The 16161-nt window shown below is 69.6% G+C and carries 15 protein-coding genes and 1 riboswitch; of the genes, 2 read left to right on the top strand and 13 right to left on the bottom strand.

Annotation, left to right across the window (positions count from 1 at the left end; all coding sequences use genetic code 11):
- Window positions 1–4 precede the first annotated feature (4 nt).
- Together DC008_RS00415 and DC008_RS00405 are read left to right on the top strand one after the other, a co-directional pair.
- Window positions 5–736 carry a CBS domain-containing protein gene (locus DC008_RS00415; RefSeq protein ID WP_108705158.1) on the top strand — a complete coding sequence of 244 codons (732 nt, stop codon included), beginning with the start codon at window positions 5–7 and terminating at the stop codon, window positions 734–736.
- A gap of 437 nt (window positions 737–1173) precedes the next feature.
- On the top strand, window positions 1174–1650 hold the full coding sequence (locus DC008_RS00405; RefSeq protein ID WP_108705157.1) for a pyridoxamine 5'-phosphate oxidase family protein: 477 nt from the start codon (window positions 1174–1176) through the stop codon (window positions 1648–1650).
- A gap of 310 nt (window positions 1651–1960) precedes the next feature.
- Here the strand turns inward: DC008_RS00405 and DC008_RS00400 are convergent, their stop codons facing one another.
- The 13 genes from DC008_RS00400 to DC008_RS00340 form a co-directional block, all read right to left on the bottom strand.
- Window positions 1961–2632 (bottom strand): ABC transporter ATP-binding protein, encoded by a 672-nt coding sequence (locus DC008_RS00400; protein WP_108705156.1) that lies wholly within the window; start codon window positions 2630–2632, stop codon window positions 1961–1963.
- The gene (locus DC008_RS00395; RefSeq protein ID WP_164492427.1) at window positions 2625–3536 is read right to left on the bottom strand and encodes an ABC transporter ATP-binding protein; all 912 of its coding nucleotides are present in this window, start codon (window positions 3534–3536) and stop codon (window positions 2625–2627) included. The genes DC008_RS00400 and DC008_RS00395 overlap by 8 nt, the downstream gene beginning before the upstream one ends.
- Before the next feature lie 50 nt (window positions 3537–3586).
- Entirely contained in the window at window positions 3587–4468 is an 882-nt protein-coding gene (locus tag DC008_RS00390; RefSeq protein ID WP_108705154.1) for an ABC transporter permease, read from the bottom strand.
- Window positions 4458–5426, bottom strand: a complete 969-nt coding sequence (locus DC008_RS00385) for an ABC transporter permease (protein ID WP_108705153.1) — start codon at window positions 5424–5426, stop codon at window positions 4458–4460. The genes DC008_RS00390 and DC008_RS00385 overlap by 11 nt, the downstream gene beginning before the upstream one ends.
- A gap of 35 nt (window positions 5427–5461) precedes the next feature.
- The gene (locus tag DC008_RS00380; RefSeq protein ID WP_108705152.1) at window positions 5462–7045 is read right to left on the bottom strand and encodes an ABC transporter substrate-binding protein; all 1584 of its coding nucleotides are present in this window, start codon (window positions 7043–7045) and stop codon (window positions 5462–5464) included.
- Window positions 7046–7347: 302 nt separating this feature from the next.
- Complete coding sequence (locus tag DC008_RS00375; protein WP_108705151.1) at window positions 7348–8133, bottom strand: ABC transporter ATP-binding protein; 786 nt, start codon at window positions 8131–8133, stop codon at window positions 7348–7350.
- Entirely contained in the window at window positions 8130–9161 is a 1032-nt protein-coding gene (locus DC008_RS00370; protein WP_382110293.1) for a FecCD family ABC transporter permease, read from the bottom strand. The genes DC008_RS00375 and DC008_RS00370 overlap by 4 nt, the downstream gene beginning before the upstream one ends.
- An 80-nt stretch (window positions 9162–9241) precedes the next feature.
- Entirely contained in the window at window positions 9242–10267 is a 1026-nt protein-coding gene (locus DC008_RS00365; protein WP_108705149.1) for an ABC transporter substrate-binding protein, read from the bottom strand.
- A 28-nt stretch (window positions 10268–10295) separates the two neighbouring features.
- A riboswitch (cobalamin riboswitch) is annotated at window positions 10296–10473 on the bottom strand.
- 262 nt (window positions 10474–10735) lie between these two features.
- Window positions 10736–12094 carry a PP2C family protein-serine/threonine phosphatase gene (locus DC008_RS00360; RefSeq protein ID WP_108705148.1) on the bottom strand — a complete coding sequence of 453 codons (1359 nt, stop codon included), beginning with the start codon at window positions 12092–12094 and terminating at the stop codon, window positions 10736–10738.
- A 433-nt stretch (window positions 12095–12527) separates the two neighbouring features.
- On the bottom strand, window positions 12528–13292 hold the full coding sequence (locus tag DC008_RS00355) for a transposase family protein (protein WP_108705147.1): 765 nt from the start codon (window positions 13290–13292) through the stop codon (window positions 12528–12530).
- A gap of 137 nt (window positions 13293–13429) precedes the next feature.
- A complete protein-coding gene (locus DC008_RS00350) occupies window positions 13430–13912 on the bottom strand; it encodes a hypothetical protein (protein WP_108705146.1) in 483 nt (160 codons plus the stop codon).
- Window positions 13913–14452: 540 nt separating this feature from the next.
- Window positions 14453–15334 (bottom strand): DUF1963 domain-containing protein, encoded by an 882-nt coding sequence (locus DC008_RS00345; protein WP_108705145.1) that lies wholly within the window; start codon window positions 15332–15334, stop codon window positions 14453–14455.
- A gap of 174 nt (window positions 15335–15508) precedes the next feature.
- Window positions 15509–16147: an HD domain-containing protein gene (locus tag DC008_RS00340; protein WP_108705144.1), complete on the bottom strand. Its 639-nt coding sequence runs from the start codon at window positions 16145–16147 to the stop codon at window positions 15509–15511.
- Between the last annotated feature and the right edge of the window lie 14 nt (window positions 16148–16161).

Raw genomic sequence — 16161 nt, 5'->3', positions numbered from 1 at the left:
AGACATGAGGAACCAGAAGGTCGGCTCCGTGATGACCACCGAGGTGGTCCGCGCCGAGTTCGGCACCCCCTTCAAGGCCGTCGCCGGGCTGCTCTCGGAGCACCGGGTCAGCGGACTGCCCGTGGTGGACGACGACCAGCACGTCATCGGCGTCGTCTCCGAGACGGACCTGATGCTCCATCAGGCCGCGACACCACTCGTCTACGATCCGCCCCCGCGGTTCCGCCTCGCACGGCTGACACCCCGAGCCCGCCGGCGGACGGCCAAGGCCCGGGCGCGCACGGCCGGCCGCCTGATGACCGCTCCCGCCGTCAGCGTGCACGCCGAGGACACCGTCGTGGAGGCCGCCCGCACCATGGTCGAGCACCGGGTGAACCGGCTCCCCGTACTCGACGAGGACGACCGTCTGGTCGGCATCGTCACCCGGCACGACCTGCTGCAGACCTTCCTGCGACCCGATGCGGAGATCCGTGACGAAGTGATCCGCGAGGTGCTGGAACGCGGACTGTGGCTGGTCAACGGCAACGTCGACGTCACCGTCACGGAGGGAGTCGTCACGCTGGAAGGCCAGATGGAGCGCAAGAGCGAGACCGAGATAGCGGTGGCCATGACACGGAGGACCGACGGGGTCGTCGACGTCGTGGACAGGCTCACGCACCGCTTCGACGACTCCGAGTTCCGGGACGACACACGCGTTCCGGGCGGGGTGGCGGACGCCTGGCTGCGGCGCCTGTGAGAGGAGGCGGATCACCATGGTGCAGCGGGTGCAGTTCTAAGGGGCGGCCGACGGACCGGCGGAAGGGATCGCCGTTGTCTCGCCGAAGGCGCGCAGGGTCGCATCACCCGCATGATCCTTGGCAACGGCAAGGGCGGTGACGTCCGTGACGTCGCCGCGGTGGAGCACCGGGCGGCGGGCCTGGCGAAGGAACTCGGCGTACGACGTCCTCGCACGCCGCCTGCACCGGCGCGCCGAAGGTCGTGCCCGGCGGCCCACGACGTGAGGTCGTTGAAGCCACCGCACACTGAACGCGACAGGCGGATACGTCGGAGGGCGAGCCCACCGGGACGACGGCCGTCCCGCGACGGATCAGGGACTCATGGCCCTCGCCGGCGACCGCCCACACGTGAAGGATGGGAGTCCACGCACCGGACGACACATGGAAAGACCGGCTGATGTACCGCAACGACGGATTCCGCGAACTGAACCGGCATGAGAGCCTGAGTCGGCTGGCCACGGCGGTGGTGGGCCGCATCGTCCACACACGCGAAGCCCTGCCCGCGGTCCTGCCGGTCAACTTCCTCCTGGAGGAGAGCGGTGCCGTGCTGTTGCGCACGTCGGCCTCCTCGGAGCTGGTCCGCGCCATCGACGGTGCCGTGGTCGCTTTCGAAGCCGACGACGTCGACGCCGCGGCGCACAGCGGCTGGAGTGTCGTCGTCACCGGCCCGGCCTCCGTGGTGACCGACCACGACGAACATGAGCACCTGGTCCACAGCGGCCCCCGCTCCTGGGTGCCCTGGCCCGTGGAAGTCTTCGTGCGCATCGAGCCGGAGCTGGTCACCGGCCGGGAGCTGGTCGGCGGGCGCGGTGTGGACAGGCTGCCATCGGCTTCGGCGCGGTCGTCGGAGCCACCGTATGCGAAGGAATGCTGACCCGGCAGGCCGAGCCTGTCGCGTGACGTGCACTCATCGCTCGGACCATGCGAACGCAGCGGATCGCGCGGTCCCCGTCATCGATGCGGGGAACCGGGGGGCCGGCGTCGTCTCCGAGGCCGAGCTGTTGCGCAAGGAGGAGTTCCGCGACAGCGACCAGGATGTCGCACCCGGAGGACCTGTGCGAGAGCGGCGACGACACCCAAGGCGCTCCCGAATGACGGTGGAGGCCGCCCGACGGCTCAGCGGGGACGACCTCTTGCGCGCCAGGCGGCACCCTGCGGCTACACCCGCGCAGGGCGCGAGGGCGTCAAGCCCCCACCTCTGCGGCGATGAGGTCGTCCCAGTGGACCGTGCGGTCGCACCAGCGGTCCAGCAGCCTGTGGTCATGGCCGACGGCGAGCAGCCCCGCGCCCGTGGCGGCCCGGTACTCCTCGACGGCTGCGACCAGGGCCGCGGCGGTGGAGGCGTCCAGCATCGCGGTCATCTCGTCGCAGATCAGCCAGCGCGGACGCAGGACCAGAGCGCGGGCGAGGCAGGCGCGCTGGAGCTGGCCGTCGCTGACCTCGTGGGGCCGACGGTCCAGGAGATCGGGGGTGAGGCCGACGGCCGCGGCCAGGTCGGACAGGCGCTGCGGTATTTCGTCGCGCCGGCCGGTGGCCCGCAGGGGCTCGGCGATGAGGTCGGTGAGGCGCAGCCGCGGGTCGGCGGACAGGCGGGGCTGTTGGAAGACGACACCCAGTGCGGTGCGTTGGAGGCGTGGGGCGCGGTAGCGCCAGCCCTGTACGGGTTCCCCGTCGAGGGTCACGGTGCCGGTGTCGGGGCGGTGCAGCAGGGCCGCGACCCGGGCGAGGGTGGACTTGCCGCAGCCGCTGGGCCCCAGGAGCCCGACGCTCTCGCCGGTGGCGAGGGTAAGGGTGGCGTTGCGGACGACGGGGGGTCCTCCGTCGTATCCGGCGGTGATGTCGTGCAGTTCAAGCACGGAGGTCCTCCGGTACGTGCGGGTGGTGGCAGGCGACGCCGTCGGTGGGCTGGGGCAGGGCTGTGCACGCGTCGGTGGTCCGCTCACAGCGTGGGGCGAAAGCGCACCCCGCGGGCAGGTCGCCGAGTTCGGGCGGCGTGCCTGGAATCGGGCTGAAGGCGCGGTCGGGGAGGGCCTGGAGAAGACCGCGGCTGTAGGGGTGACGGGGGCCGGCGGCCCCGAAGAAGCTGTCCGCATCGGTGACTTCGACGACGCGGCCCGCGTACATCACGGCCACCCGATCGGCGATGCGCTCGGCCGCGGCCAGGTCGTGGGTGATCACCAGGAGAGCCCGGCGACCGGTGTCGACGTGGCGACGCAGTTCGTCGACGGTGTGCTCGACCAGGTCGCGGTCGAGGCCGGTGGTGGGCTCGTCGGCCAGGAGCAAGGGGGCGTCGCCGACGAGGGCGAGGGCGGTGGCGACGCGCTGGGCCATGCCGCCGGAGAGTTCGTGCGGGAAGCGATCGAGGTGACCGGCCGGGAAGGCGGCGCGTTCGGCGGCGGTCTCGGCCGCGGAGCGTACGGCTGCCCGTCCGCGAACTTCGGTCAACGCGAAGACGGTTTCCTCCAGGTGCGAGCGGGCCGTGCGCACCGGCGTGAGGTGTGCGGCGGGGCTCTGCGGGATGAGGCCGATCAGGCGGCCCCGTACTGCCCGCGCCAGCGTCCGCTCGTCGGCGGCGAGCAGATCCAGGTCTCCGATGCGGGCCTCTCCCGCAGCCTGGGCATTGGCGGGCAGCAGCCCGAGCAGGGCGGAGGCGAGGACCGACTTGCCGCAGCCGCTCTCGCCGATCAGGGCGAGACATTCGCCGGCCGCCACGTCGAAGTGCGCGTCGGTGACGGCGGCGATCCGCCGCCCGCCTGGCATGAGGAAGCGCACGGACAGCCCCCGTACGGTGAGGATCGGGGTTCGCTCGGTCACAGCATCAGCTCCGATCGACGGCGGGGATTGATCCGCTCACGCCAGGCCCCGGCGAGCCCGGCGATGGCGAGCGTGGGCACGATGATGAGAAGGCCCGGGAAGAGGGTCGGCCACCACTGCCCGGCGAGCAGCGAGCTCCGCGCGCCCTGGATGAGGTTGCCGAGGCTGGCCAGATGGGTGGGCAGGCCCAACCCGAGGAAGGACAGCGCGGATTCGTGCCACATGGCGTGCGGCACCATCAGGACGGCGGCCAGCCCGGCCTGCGGCAGCACGCCGGGCAGCAGATGCCGTATCGCCACACGCCACCGGGACGCCCCACCGGAGACGGCCGCGTCGATGTAGGGGCGCGCACGCAGGGACAGCACCTCCGCGCGCACGATCCGCGCGGTGGACAGCCAGTGGGTGAGCGCGACCGACACCACCACCGGCCACACACCGGGCCGGAACATGGCGACGATGAAGATGCCCAGCAACAGGTGGGGTACGGATGAGAGCGTGTCGACGAGCCGCATGAGAGCGCGGTCGGCCCAACCGCCGACTGCCCCGGCGGCCGCCCCCACGGCCGTACCGATCAGGGTCGCCGCGAGCGCGGCGGCGACCCCTACCAGCAGGGAGACCCGCAGGCCGTAGACGCACCGCAGGAGCAGGTCCCGGCCGAGGTCGTCGGTGCCGAAGGGATGCGACCAGCTCGGGGGCAGCAGCTTCGCGTGCAGGTCCACGGCCTGCTGGTCGAGCTGGACCAGTGGCGGGACGAGGAGCACGGCGAGCACGGCGGCGGCGACCAGGGCCGCCGAGACGCGAACACGCACGGTCCTGGTGGAGCGGCGAGCGGTGCCGTACGACCGCCAGACGCTGCCTTGAGGTGCTTCACATGTCATGGAACTTCACCCTCGGGTCGAAGAGGCCGTAGAGCAGGTCGGCGAGGAGGTTCCCGAGGAGCACGGCGGCGGTGGCCAGGGTCGTGAGGGCGGCGAGCAGGGGGAAGTCGACGGCGGTGGCCGCTTCGACGGTGGCCGCGGCGATGCCGGGCCAGCTGAAGACGGTCTCCACCAGGAGGGCCCCGGTGATGAGTTCGGGTACGCGGGAGCCGACCAGGGTGAGGACCGGGAGCAGGCCGGAGCGCAGGGCGTGGCCGAGCAGGACGGTGCGTTCGCTCACACCCCGGGCGCGGGCGCCGCGTACGGGGTCCTCGGCGAGGGCGTCGCCGACGCCCTGACGCACGTACAGGGTGAACCAGGGCAGTTGGGAGAGGGCGAGGATTCCGGCGGGCAGCACGATGTGGCGGGTGACCTGCCCGAAGGTGACCTGCTCGCTGGCGGTGTCGGTCAGACCGCCCGCGGGAAGCACGCCCCACTGGAGAGCCATCAGCCAGATCGCCAGCAGGGAGAGCCAGAAGACCGGTGCCGCCTCGAGCGAGTAGGCGAGCGACGTCACGACCCGGTCGAGGACCGACCCTGGTCGCCGGGCCGCGAGCACACCCAGCACCGTGCCCGTCAGTACGGCCACCACGAACGCCACGGCACACAGCAGCGCGGACCACACGAGGCGTTCACCGATGACCTGGGTGACCGGCTGCCGCATCACGCTGGACTGCCCGAGGTCGCCTTCGAGCGCCGCGGTCAGCCAGTCCCACCAGCGGGAGATGAACGGCTTGTCCACGCCCAGGTTCTCCCGCAGCCGTGCCAGCGTCTCGGCGTCCGCACCGAGGGCGGCCGTCCCCGCGTACGCCTTGACCGGGTCGAAAGGGGAGGCGGCGGCGATCGCGAAGACGCCGAAGGTGACGACGAGCAGGATCGGGGCGGCGAACAGCAGCCGCCGCCCCGCCAGTCGTGCCATGGCGTTCCAGGGCAGTGATCTTCCGCGGGCCGGCGTCACTTCTTGGGCCGCCAGGTCTCGAGGTTCCACCACGGTCCGGAGGCGAAGCCGTGCTCATGAGGCTCGACCTGCGTGGTCAGCCCGTCCCAGCGGTCGGCGAGGACGTAGACGTGGTCGATGTGGGTGAGGAACGTGTAACCGGGATTCTTGAGCAGCTCACGTTGGAGTTCGTCGTAAGCGGCCTTGCGAGTCGCCGTGTCCGAGCTGCGGCGGCCGGTGTCGAGGGCCTTGTCGACGACCGGGTCGTCGTAGCGGGCCATGTTGTTGAAGCCGTCGCCGGCGAGGGAGGAGTGCAGGAGCGTGTGGAGACCGTAGTCGGGGTCTCCGGTGCTGCCGAAGCCGGCCAGGACCGCGTCGTCCTTCATACGCGGCTCGATGACCTCCCAGGTGGCGCTCTCCACCTTCACCTCGATGCCGGCCTTCTTGGCGTCGGAGGCGTAGGCGAGGGCGTGGTCCTGGCGGACCTTGTCGCCGGAGGGGTAGAGGAGGGTGAAGGAGGCCCGCCGGCCGTTCTTGACGCGGATGCCGTCGCCGTCGGCCTTCCAGCCGGCGTCGTCCAGAATCCGCTGGGCCTCGCTGAGGTCCTGCTCGCGCTCGATGCCCTTGGCGAACCAGGGGGTGTCAACGGGCAAGGGCCCGTACGCGGGGCGTCCTGCGCCGTCGAGGATCGTGTCGACCATGCCCTGCCGGTCCACCGCGGCGTCCAGTGCCCGCCGGATGGCACGGTCGGCGGTGACCTTGTTCCCCTGCGGAAGGGTGACCGCGCGGAAGTCGTACGTCGTCGCCTCGTAGGTCTTCTTCGCGCCGTCGCTCTTGAAGGTGGCGGCGAGATTGGGCGGCAGGACCGCGCCGTCGAGGTCACCGGAGCGCAGGCGGGTGGCGCGCACGTCGTCGTCCTTGATGACCGCCATGGTCACCCTCTTCACCTTCGGCGCGCCGCCCCAGTAGCCCGGGTTGGCCTTGAAGGTGAGCTTCTCTCCCTTGCTCCAGGCAGTGAGCACGTACGGGCCCGTGCCTACGGGCTTGGTGTTGAGGGAGCCGGTGTTGGGATCCTGCCCCTTGGCGATGTGCTCGGGGACGACGGGCAGCACCGTGCGCCCGGCGAAGGGGGCGTAAGGGTACTTGAGGGTGAAGACCACCTTGTCGTCACCGTCCGCGCGGACCTCCTTGATGGCGTCCAGCTCGCTGCGACTGGTGTTGTTCGTCTTCGCGTCGAGGATCGTCTCGTAGGTGAACACAACGTCGGCCGAGGTCAAAGGCTCGCCGTCGCTGAATGTCACCCCGTCACGGAGGGTGTAGGTGTAGGTCAGGCCGTTGTCGCTGACCTCGGGCAGGGCCTTGGCGAGGGCGGGCCTCAGCCTCAGGTCGGCGTCCCGGGCGAGCAGGCCGTCGAACACCTTCGAGTTGCCGTCCTTGCCGTAGCCGAGCAGGGGACTGAGTGTGTCCGGCTCGGATGCCACCCCGATCACGACGGAGTCGGCTCCGCCGCCGACTTCGCTGTCACCGGGGGCCGAGCAAGCGGCGACGCCGGTGAGTATGGCCGCTGTGGCGGCGGCTGTCCGTATCCGACGGACCGTCATGGACCTCACACCCTTAATGAAGATCATAAGCTGTTGCATAATACTTGCAATAAAGGCTCCCCGGGCAGCTCAGAGGACAGTCCGGTACCCAAGGGTTCTGCCCGGGCCCTTCACATGGGCGGTGTCGTAGGGGGCAGGTGGCGTCCATGAGGCAGCGCGCCACCGGTCTTGCTCCGGGCAGGACATCGAGGCGATGCGGCAGCCCCCTACCTGACAGGGCGGGGCCAGGCTCTGTGCCGCCGCCAGGAGCGCGGCGGACAGCCTGCGCTCGCGCCGTCACCGGGCGCCATGGGCTGAGCTTGTCAGGCGCTTGGCTCCTGGGGGAGGAACGTCACCTGAGGGGCGCCTGTGCGCGGATGGACGGCCACTTCCGTCTCCACTCCGTAGACCTCGGCCAGGAGCGCGGGGGTGAGTATCTCGGCGGGCGGTCCGGAAGCGGTGACTTCACCCTCGTACAGGACGTAGAGGCGGTCGCAGAAGCAGGCGGCCAGGTTGAGGTCGTGCAGGGCGAGCAGCACGGTCGCGGGCAGGCGCCGAAGGGTGCCGAGCACGGACAGTTGATGCCGGATGTCGAGATGGTTGGTGGGTTCGTCGAGGACGAGGAGGGTGGGCTGCTGGGCGAGGGCCCGCGCGATGAGGACGCGTTGGCGTTCGCCGCCGGAGAGCCGGTCGAAGGTGCGGTCGGCCAGGTGGACGGCGTCGACCGCCAGGAGTGCTGAGTCGATGAGTTCGGCGTCCTCGGGGGTGTCACCCGCGAGCAGCCGTTTGTGCGGGGTGCGGCCCATGGCGACGACCTCGCGCACCGCGAGGTCGAAGTCGGCTGCCGGCTCCTGGACCACCGCCGCCACGGTGCGGGCCAGCTGCCGCACGGGCAGCGACCAGGCGTCGGCTCCGTCGACCTTGACCTCACCCGCGTCGGGGCGCAGCACGCGGTAGACGGTGCGCAATAGGCTCGACTTGCCGCTGCCGTTGGGGCCCACGAGCCCGATGGTCTCGCCCGGACGGGCGGTCAGAGACACGTCGCGCACCAGGTGGCGGGCTCCGGCGGTGAGCGTGACGCCGTCGACGCTCAGATCGGCCGCGGTCATGCCACACCTCGGTCGGTGCCGCGCCGGGCGTCCCGCCGCATGAGCCACAGAAAGAACGGCCCGCCGCACAGGGCCGTAAGGACGCCGACGGGTATCTCCATCGGCGCGGCGATCGTCCGCGCGGCGATGTCGGCCCAGACGAGGAAGACCGCTCCGCCGAGCGCCGCCGTCGGCAGGACCCGGCGGTGGTCGCCGCCGACGAACAGGCGCACGATGTGGGGCGTCATCAGGCCGACGAAGCCGATCGGCCCGGCCGCCGCGACCAGCACGCCCGTGACGAGGGAGAGCAGGACGAACAGCCGGGCACGGAAGCGGGCCACGTCCAGCCCCATGGTGGTGGCCGCCTCCTCGCCGGCCAGCAGCAGGTTCAGGTTGCGGGCCTGCGTCAACAGGACGCCGACACCGAGCAGCAAGGCCGTGCTCGGCAGCCACAGCGTGCCCCAGTCGACCCCGCCGAGACCGCCGAGGGTCCAGGCGAGGACCGCGCGGGTCTCGTTGCCTCGATCGGTGGTGAGCAACAGCAGATCGAGGACCGCGGTGAGCGTCGCGGCGATCGCCACGCCGGACAGCACGAGACGCGAGGAGGTGATGCGTCCGCCGGTGCGGGCGGTGGCGTACACGAGCAGGAGCGCCCCCAACGCCCCCACGAAGGCTGCCACCGACAGGGAGACCGGACCGAACAGGGTCACCCCGAACACGATGACGGAGACCGCGCCGAGGGACGCCCCCGAGGAGACGCCGAGCAGGTACGGTTCGGCGAGCGGGTTTCGCACCAGCGCTTGAAGGGCGGTGCCGACCACCGCGAGGCCGGCGCCGGTGACCGCCCCGAGCAGCACCCGCGGCGCTCGCACGTCCACCACGATGATCTCCCGGGCCCGCGACCAGTCAGGCTGCTGCCAGTCGGCACCCAGTGCGTGCGTCACGATGCCCCACACCTGGGTGGGTGGCACCTGGACGGATCCGATCGCGAGTCCGGTGACGGCGGAGACGACGAGCAGGGCGGTGAGCACCAACAGCGTGACGGCCAGCCCGGTTCGGCGCTCTCCTGGCTCGGTAGTCTTCCGTCGTCGGACTCGCGTCTCGACGGATGTGACGGTGGTGGTCCGGGTCACCGGAAGCTCTCGGGGTGCAGTCCGCGGGCAAGATCGTCGACGGCGTAGGCCGAGCGGATCCCCACCAGCGTGGCGGTCAGCGGCAGAACGACGAACCGCCTGTTCCTGACCGCGGGTACGTCGGCGAGCGCGGGCTGGGACAGCAGGAACCTCTTCTTCTGCTCGACGCTTCCGGCGCCCTCGTAGTCGTAGACGGCGATGACTTCCGGTTTGCGCTCGATGACCTGCTCCCAGGAGACGTCGCCGAAGACGTCGTCGAGGTCGGCGAAGACGTTCTCGCCGCCGGCCAGCCGGATGAGCTCGGTGCCGAGGCTCTTGCCGCCGGCGGTGAAGGCGGCCTTGTCGCCGCTGTCGTAGACGAAGACGGGCACCTCGGGTTCGCCCTCGACCTTGCCGGCGGCCTTGCCGACGCGGCTCTTGAGGTCGGTGACCAGCTTGTCGGCCCGGTCCGGGACACCGAAGATCCTGCCGATGGTGCGGACCTCGTCGTAGGTGTCCTCCATCGTCACCTTCTTCTTGCCGCAGTACTCACGGTTGAGGTAGGTGTCGATGCCCGCGTCGGCGAACGCCGTGCGGGAGCGGCCCTCCTTCTCGGTGAAGGCGCTGCCGTAGCCGCCGTAGACGAAGTCGGGTTCGGCATCCAGGATCTTCTCGAACGACGGCTCCTTCCGCGCCAGTTCGGGAACCGCCTCGTAGTCCTCCTTCAGCTCGGGCAGCACCGCGGAGTCGGGGAAGGCCGTGCCGACCATGCGATCCTTCAGGCCGAGGGCGAGCATGAGTTCCGCCGGGTGCTGATGGATGGTGACCACCCGCGACGGCGGCCTGTCGTACGTCGTCCTCACACCGCAGTTGTCGACGGTGACCGGGAAACCTGCGGGCACGGCCGCGGTGGCCTTCGCGTCCCCGCCGCTCTCGTCGGCCGCACCGCAGCTCGTGGTCAACAGCACTGACGACAGAGCCACGGCAGCGGCCGTGGCACGAAGGAACCCGCGCGTGCGGGCAGGGGTGAACAGCTGGGACACGTGAAGCCTCCTGGAGTCCGCGCTCCTCGGATCGGGCCCGCGACGGACCAGTGTCCTGACTCCCGGATCGACGCTTCCTCCGCCTTCCCGCGCGGTGCGCAGTGGCGTGTCGGAGGGGCGCTCCCCGGTCACAGTGGCGGGACCGTGCCGGATTCGCACCGGCTTCCTGTCTCCCGTCGCGGCGATGACCAGGTGATCCTACGATTCCCCGAGTCATCGGCAAAGGCCGAGGGGTTCCGGCCGCACACACCACGCCTCCTCAACGCTCCGTGGACGGCCCGAAGGACGAGTCGCTCAGCGTGCTCCTCGCCCCGTCGCACCACCCGGGGCGGCTACCTTGCGGGACGGGAACCGCCCTGCGGCGAGGTCCACTTGCCTACTGGGTCCGCCCGAGGGGCGAGCGCCGTGCTGATCACTCGTGACCGCGCTCGGGTGACTGCCCGTCAGGCGGCGCTGGCCTCGGAGCTCTTATGCCGGGAGTTGTGGGGGACTGGTGCCGGCCGGAATGCGCAGGGCGAGGATGGCCATGTCGTCCTGGCCGTCGCTCGGGTGGTGATCGGCCAGGACCTGCACGAGTTCGTGCAGGGGCCGGTTGGCGTGGGTGGCGGCGAGGTCGGCGAGAGCGGTCAGGCCCACGTCGATGGAGTGGGCTGGATGTTCGATGAGGCCGTCGGTGAAGAAGAGGAGGATCGAGCCCGCGGGTAGGGAGCGGGTGTGGTCGGGGCGGTGTTCACCGGTGCTCACCCCGAGCGGCAGGCCGGGCTCGGCGTGCAGGTACTCCGTTTCCAGGTCAGGGCCGATCAGCAGGGGAGGATAGTGCCCGGCCGTGCTCCATCGCAGTACCCACCCGGATGGGTCGGGTTCGATACGGGCCAGGCACGCTGTAGTGACCGGGACATCCGCAGTGGCGTGCAGGGTGCGGTCCAGTTGGGCGAGGATCTCGCTGGGCGGGGTACGGCGGTCGTACAGCAGCGCCCGGAGCATGCTGTGGGTCTGCGCCATGGCGGCCGCCGCGTACAGGTCGTGGCCGCCTACGTCACCGATCATGATGCCGACCGTGTCGTCGGGCAGCACGATGGCGTCGTACCAGTCCCCGCCGAGCCGGTTGGGTTCATCGGCCGGCCGGTAGACGGTGGCGGCGGTGAAGGGGCTCAGATCGGGCAGCGTGGGCAGCAGCAGACGCTGGAAGGTCTCCGCGCTGTCACGGACCTGCCCGAACAGGCGGGCGTTCTCGATCGCGATACCGGCGGCGCCGGCGAGGGCGACCACCACGTCCTCGTCATCGGGGCCGAAAGGACGGCCGTCGAGACGTTCGGACAGGTAGAGGTCGCCGTAGATCTCGCCGCGGACACTGATCGCCACGCCCAGCAGGGTGCGCATGGGCGGATGACCGGGCGGAAAGCCGGCGGAGGCGGGATGCGAAGGGATGTCGTCGACGCGGAGTGGTTCGGGATTGTGGATGAGATGCCCGAGCACGCCACGACCGTGGGGGAACGCCACCCCGCCCAGATCGGCGCGTTCCGTCTCACTCAGCCCCGCCGTGATGAAGGCCTTGAGATACTCGCCGGACTCGTGCAGCACCCCCAGGGCGCCGTACCGCGCGCCGACCAGTTCCATCGCGGTGGTGACGATGCGCCGCAGCACAGCCGAGAGATCCAGTTCCCCGCTGATGGCCAGCACCGCGCCCAGCAGACCCTGCAGCCGGTCCTTGGCGTCGGCCAGGGCTTGTAACTGCGCACCGATCTCGTCCAGCTCGGTGTCCAGCTGCAACCGCAGGTCAGGAACCTTCGGCTGCTCGGTCCGCCCGGTCTGGTCCTGGTCACTCAACGCGCGTGCCTCTGGATCGTGTCATGTGCGGTCAGTGGGAGTCGGGTCCACCTCTACCTAGGGCCTTTCGACGGGAGGCGGCCAACGGCGCAAGCTTTGCCCCGTTTCGTTCATCCGCAAACAGGCCATGTGCCCAGCTGCGTGTGCGTGGACCAGGCGGGCGGGGATGGCATGGACGGAAGCCGTGTCACTCCGGGCGGAAGTCGTGGCAGTGTCTTCGCGCCCAGCTCGTCGCCGCGCGTTGCGCCGGTACGTCGCACCCGATGAGCCGCTCGCGCCGAGTCCGGCCGGTCGCGGCGGCCGGGGCTCCCACGGCCACGGCTCTGCGTATCGAATAGCACCGCGCAGCCGCGTGTGCTCATGTCTACGCTGACGGAGTGACATTGGTGTGGGTGTTCCGGCAATTCAGGAACGGGCAGGTCCTTTTCCAACTTCAGTTTGAGCAGGTGAGGTGGAGGGGGAGGGCTGCTTGGACGAGGCTGGTGATGCGGGTGGTTGAGCAGCGGAGCTTGCGCAGGAGCCGCCAGGACTTGAGGGTGGCGACGGCGGGTTCGACCAGGGCTCGGATTTTGGCCTGTGAGCGGTTCACGGCTTGCTGGCCTTCGGACAGGTTTTCCCATCGGCCTCGGTAGGGCACGCGGACAGCAGGTCCGGCGCCCTGGTAGCCCTTGTCGGCCCAGCAGCGGATCTTTGCCGCGGTCAGGGCGTTGAAGATGCCGTGTTCGCGTGCGGCGCGGATGTCATGGACGGCTCCGGGTAGGGCGGGTGAGGTCCACAAGAGACGTCCGGCTGGGTCGGCGAGGATTTGGACGTTCATGCCGTGCTTCTTGTGCTTGCCCGAGTAGAACGGCCTGTCGGCAGCGATCCGGTCGATGGGCAGGAGGGTGCCGTCGAGCAGGACGAACGCACTCCTCGACGCCTCGCGGACTGCTTGTTCGAGCGTAGGCGCCAGGGCGGCCAGGAGGTCGACGGCTTCGGTGATGCAGCGGTAGGCGGTCGTCGTGCCGATGCCGAACCCGGCTGCGAGCTGGGAGTAGGGGTGCCCGTTGCGGCGGTGGGCGAGGGTGAGCAGCGCCTGTCGGCCGGCGCTCAACCGGCGCCACCGGCTGCCGATCGCACGGCGACGTTCGCGCAGACGGGCGGTGAGGAAGCGAAGATGCGTGCTGGACAGGTCCAGTCCGGACGGGTAGACAAACACGTGAAGCCTCTGGCGGCTCGGGTGATCTTGGTCGTGAACCCATCTACCAGGAGCTTCACCGGCCTGCCGCCCCGATGCCACTGACGCGAGGGCAAGTTGGATAGGCTCAATGCTCTGAGAGCCGTCGTTTGGTGCAGTTAGCCGAGGGACGCGAAGGGGTTCGAGAACGAGGTCAGGTCGCTCGCGCGGACCAGGCTGAGCTCGCTGGGTTCGATCCCGGACCCGGACAGGACCACGTCAGTCCTCTCGATACGTCCCCGCGCGACCCAGTAACGATTGTTGCACCAGAGTTCGAACGTGATGGGCTCGCCGTCTGCGGCGATGGTGACGGGTTCGGAGGCCGGCAGGCTGGCCGGGGGTTCCTCGCCCGGGTGGTAGTAGATCTCGAAAGCCTCTTCCAGAGCCTCGCTGGTCCGTGCGTTGCCGGAGGAGGCGCTGAAAACCGTGACGTGCTCGACCTGTGGGTCGAAGTATGGAGAGCCGAACCATAGGCACACATGGGTATCGCCGGTGTCCGAGTCGTAGCCGCGGCCTTTGACCTGCCGTGATTCCGGCCAGTTGGCGTCGACAGCGAAGACGCTGAAGCCCTCTGTCGATCGGGGGCTGCCTTGGGCCTTCATGGGATCTCCCGCATGCTCGTCCGTGACCAGGCATCCTGCCACCGCGACAGAACCAGCGGGAAGGCGGGTGTGCCTACAGAGCTCGCGCCTAGGTCGTGTCCGCAAAGTCCCGTCGTTCGCCCGTAGGGCGGGCCGAGCGGTGTCCGGTGCGTGCTCTCGGTGTGCCGGGCGGACTCCCGCGTACTGGTTGTACGCGGGTGGGCGGCCGGTGCGGCGAGAGTGCGTGCCGGGCGCCGGGCGGCAGGCGGGACTTTGCGGACACGACCTAGGGCCGGTCGGTGCACAAACACACGATGCAGGACCACCCGCATCACCGGCTTGGTCAAGGCCGTCCTCCCCCTTCACCTGACAACGGCAAGCTGAGGTTGGAAAGTGCTCACTGACCGTCATCCACTCTGTGTGCCACCGTCTTGCTGACGGCCTCCTGTGGTGTGGCCGGCGTCGGCTCGCCGGTCGGTGGGCGGGCGCGAGGGCGGTGTGTGCGGATGCCCGGCGGCGACTGGTGCGAGGGGTTCGCCGGCTGGGCGGAGGTCTGGTGCCCTACTCGGTGAACTCGGTCACGGAAAGCGCCTTGTCCACCCGGGCGGCCGCCAGGTCGTCATGTCGGATCACGAAACTTCCGTAGTAGAACTCGTCCGCGGCGGGAAAACGGGCCAGTGCCATCCATTCGCTTGTCAGTCGGTGCTTCTCCTTCTCCACATGGGAATACCATTTCGCCACCGGGATGACGATGTCGCCGGCCTGCTCGAGCCCCGCCAGCGTCTGTTCGGCAATACTCGTGATCACTTCGTCGTCGACATACCCGCCGATACATGCGCTGGCGAGTCCTTCGTCAGCCGGCCACAGGTCGTGGGCCAGAGCGCGGAGTTGGTCCAGGTGCGGGATGTCACGCTCCAGGTCGCGGGCCAACTGCTCCTGAAAGGGCGACCGATCGTCCTCGCCCTCATCCGCGTCCTCGTCCGCTTCGAACCAAGGCGGAAGCTCAGCGAGAAGCGTGGCGCTGACGGCATACTCCTCGCCGACGCATCCGGGTCCAGGGGGTTCCGCGGCCACGGTGTCGGTGCCGTTTTGGACATACAGGACGCGGGCGTAGCTCCGCTCCCCGCCGCCGTCGTCCAGATGGTCCTCCTCATGGTCCAGGAAGAAGAGCAGTGTTCCGTCGGACGGCAGGTCGAAGCCGTCGACTCTCGGAAGGGCCCCGCAGTCGACGGAGAAGACGAACGGCAGCGGACTGTGCCCCGCGGACGGCCAGGGCACGCCCACCGGCAGGCGGGGCACCCCGCCGAACTGGCCGACCGGAGGACCTCCGGAACCCCCGCTCAACCGGATCGACAACCGCAAGTGCCGGCTGAACCTGTTGATCTCGTCGTCCGGGATGCCCAACTGGCCTGCCGCACACCGGAATTTGCCCTGATGATCCATGCCGACATGATGTCAAAGGCCGGCGACCAGCACCGGACGGCACCCAGCCGACCGCTCAGCGATCCGACCGTCAGCAAGGCGCCGAGCAGACCGACGACATACACCGTGAAGATCACCGGCATCGTGACCGACAGGCATCACTCACACGTGTCATCACGTTCCATGGCGCCTTGATCAGCTCGGCCACGGAGCGCCCATGATGCGCTCGACCGTGCTCGTGCGCTGGAAGCCGGGAATGAAATGCTCCAGAACATCCGCATTCACGGTTCCGTTCGTGGTCTCCGGGCGGTGCTTGAGTCCGTCGACGTAAGCCTGCAAGAACTCGTTCTTGAAGTCACCTCTCGGATGAACGGCGATGATCTCGTCCACCTGGCTGCGATCCAGCTCGCCCAAGCCCAGGCCGATCACGTCGGTGAGAACCCCCAGATGCGTGATGGCGATCTCCGGGCCCATCCGCCCGGGAATTCCCGGGGTCGTGTGCAGCGCGATCGCCGTCCACACCACGTCGGCGGCCTCGGCGGGAAATCCGCTGTCGAGCATGAACTTACGTGCGTGGTCGGCTCCATCGACCTCGAAGCGCTGCTCGACGTCGGAGAACGGCGTCAGGAGACCCGTGTCGTGGAACATGGCGGCCAGGTAGAGAAGCTCCGGGTCAGGCTCCAGGCCGAGTCTGTGAGCGTGCATCGCGCCGAAGACGAAAACGCGTCGGGAGTGGTGGTAGACGAGGGGGCCGGTGGCCTCCTGTATGAGGCGGGTGGTCTCGGCGACCGCCGTGGTTCCGGGAATCTCCACCCCCGCGATGACCTCGCTCATGACCTCTGCTCCTT

The organism is Streptomyces nigra (assembly GCF_003074055.1).
GTDB classification, from domain to species: Bacteria; Actinomycetota; Actinomycetes; order Streptomycetales; family Streptomycetaceae; genus Streptomyces; species Streptomyces nigra.
Note: the sequence above shows the minus strand (reverse complement) of the source record. Positions and strands in the feature narration are given on the sequence as shown.

Coding starts and splice junctions, on each gene's coding strand:
- DC008_RS00380 (WP_108705152.1), bottom strand. CDS start 7,045: ATGACGGTCCGTCGGATACGGACAGCCGCCGCCACAGCGGCCATACTC.
- DC008_RS00405 (WP_108705157.1), top strand. CDS start 1,174: ATGTACCGCAACGACGGATTCCGCGAACTGAACCGGCATGAGAGCCTG.
- DC008_RS00390 (WP_108705154.1), bottom strand. CDS start 4,468: ATGACATGTGAAGCACCTCAAGGCAGCGTCTGGCGGTCGTACGGCACC.
- DC008_RS00345 (WP_108705145.1), bottom strand. CDS start 15,334: ATGGATCATCAGGGCAAATTCCGGTGTGCGGCAGGCCAGTTGGGCATC.
- DC008_RS00375 (WP_108705151.1), bottom strand. CDS start 8,133: ATGACCGCGGCCGATCTGAGCGTCGACGGCGTCACGCTCACCGCCGGA.
- DC008_RS00415 (WP_108705158.1), top strand. CDS start 5: ATGAGGAACCAGAAGGTCGGCTCCGTGATGACCACCGAGGTGGTCCGC.
- DC008_RS00385 (WP_108705153.1), bottom strand. CDS start 5,426: ATGGCACGACTGGCGGGGCGGCGGCTGCTGTTCGCCGCCCCGATCCTG.
- DC008_RS00395 (WP_164492427.1), bottom strand. CDS start 3,536: ATGCCAGGCGGGCGGCGGATCGCCGCCGTCACCGACGCGCACTTCGAC.
- DC008_RS00340 (WP_108705144.1), bottom strand. CDS start 16,147: ATGAGCGAGGTCATCGCGGGGGTGGAGATTCCCGGAACCACGGCGGTC.
- DC008_RS00350 (WP_108705146.1), bottom strand. CDS start 13,912: ATGAAGGCCCAAGGCAGCCCCCGATCGACAGAGGGCTTCAGCGTCTTC.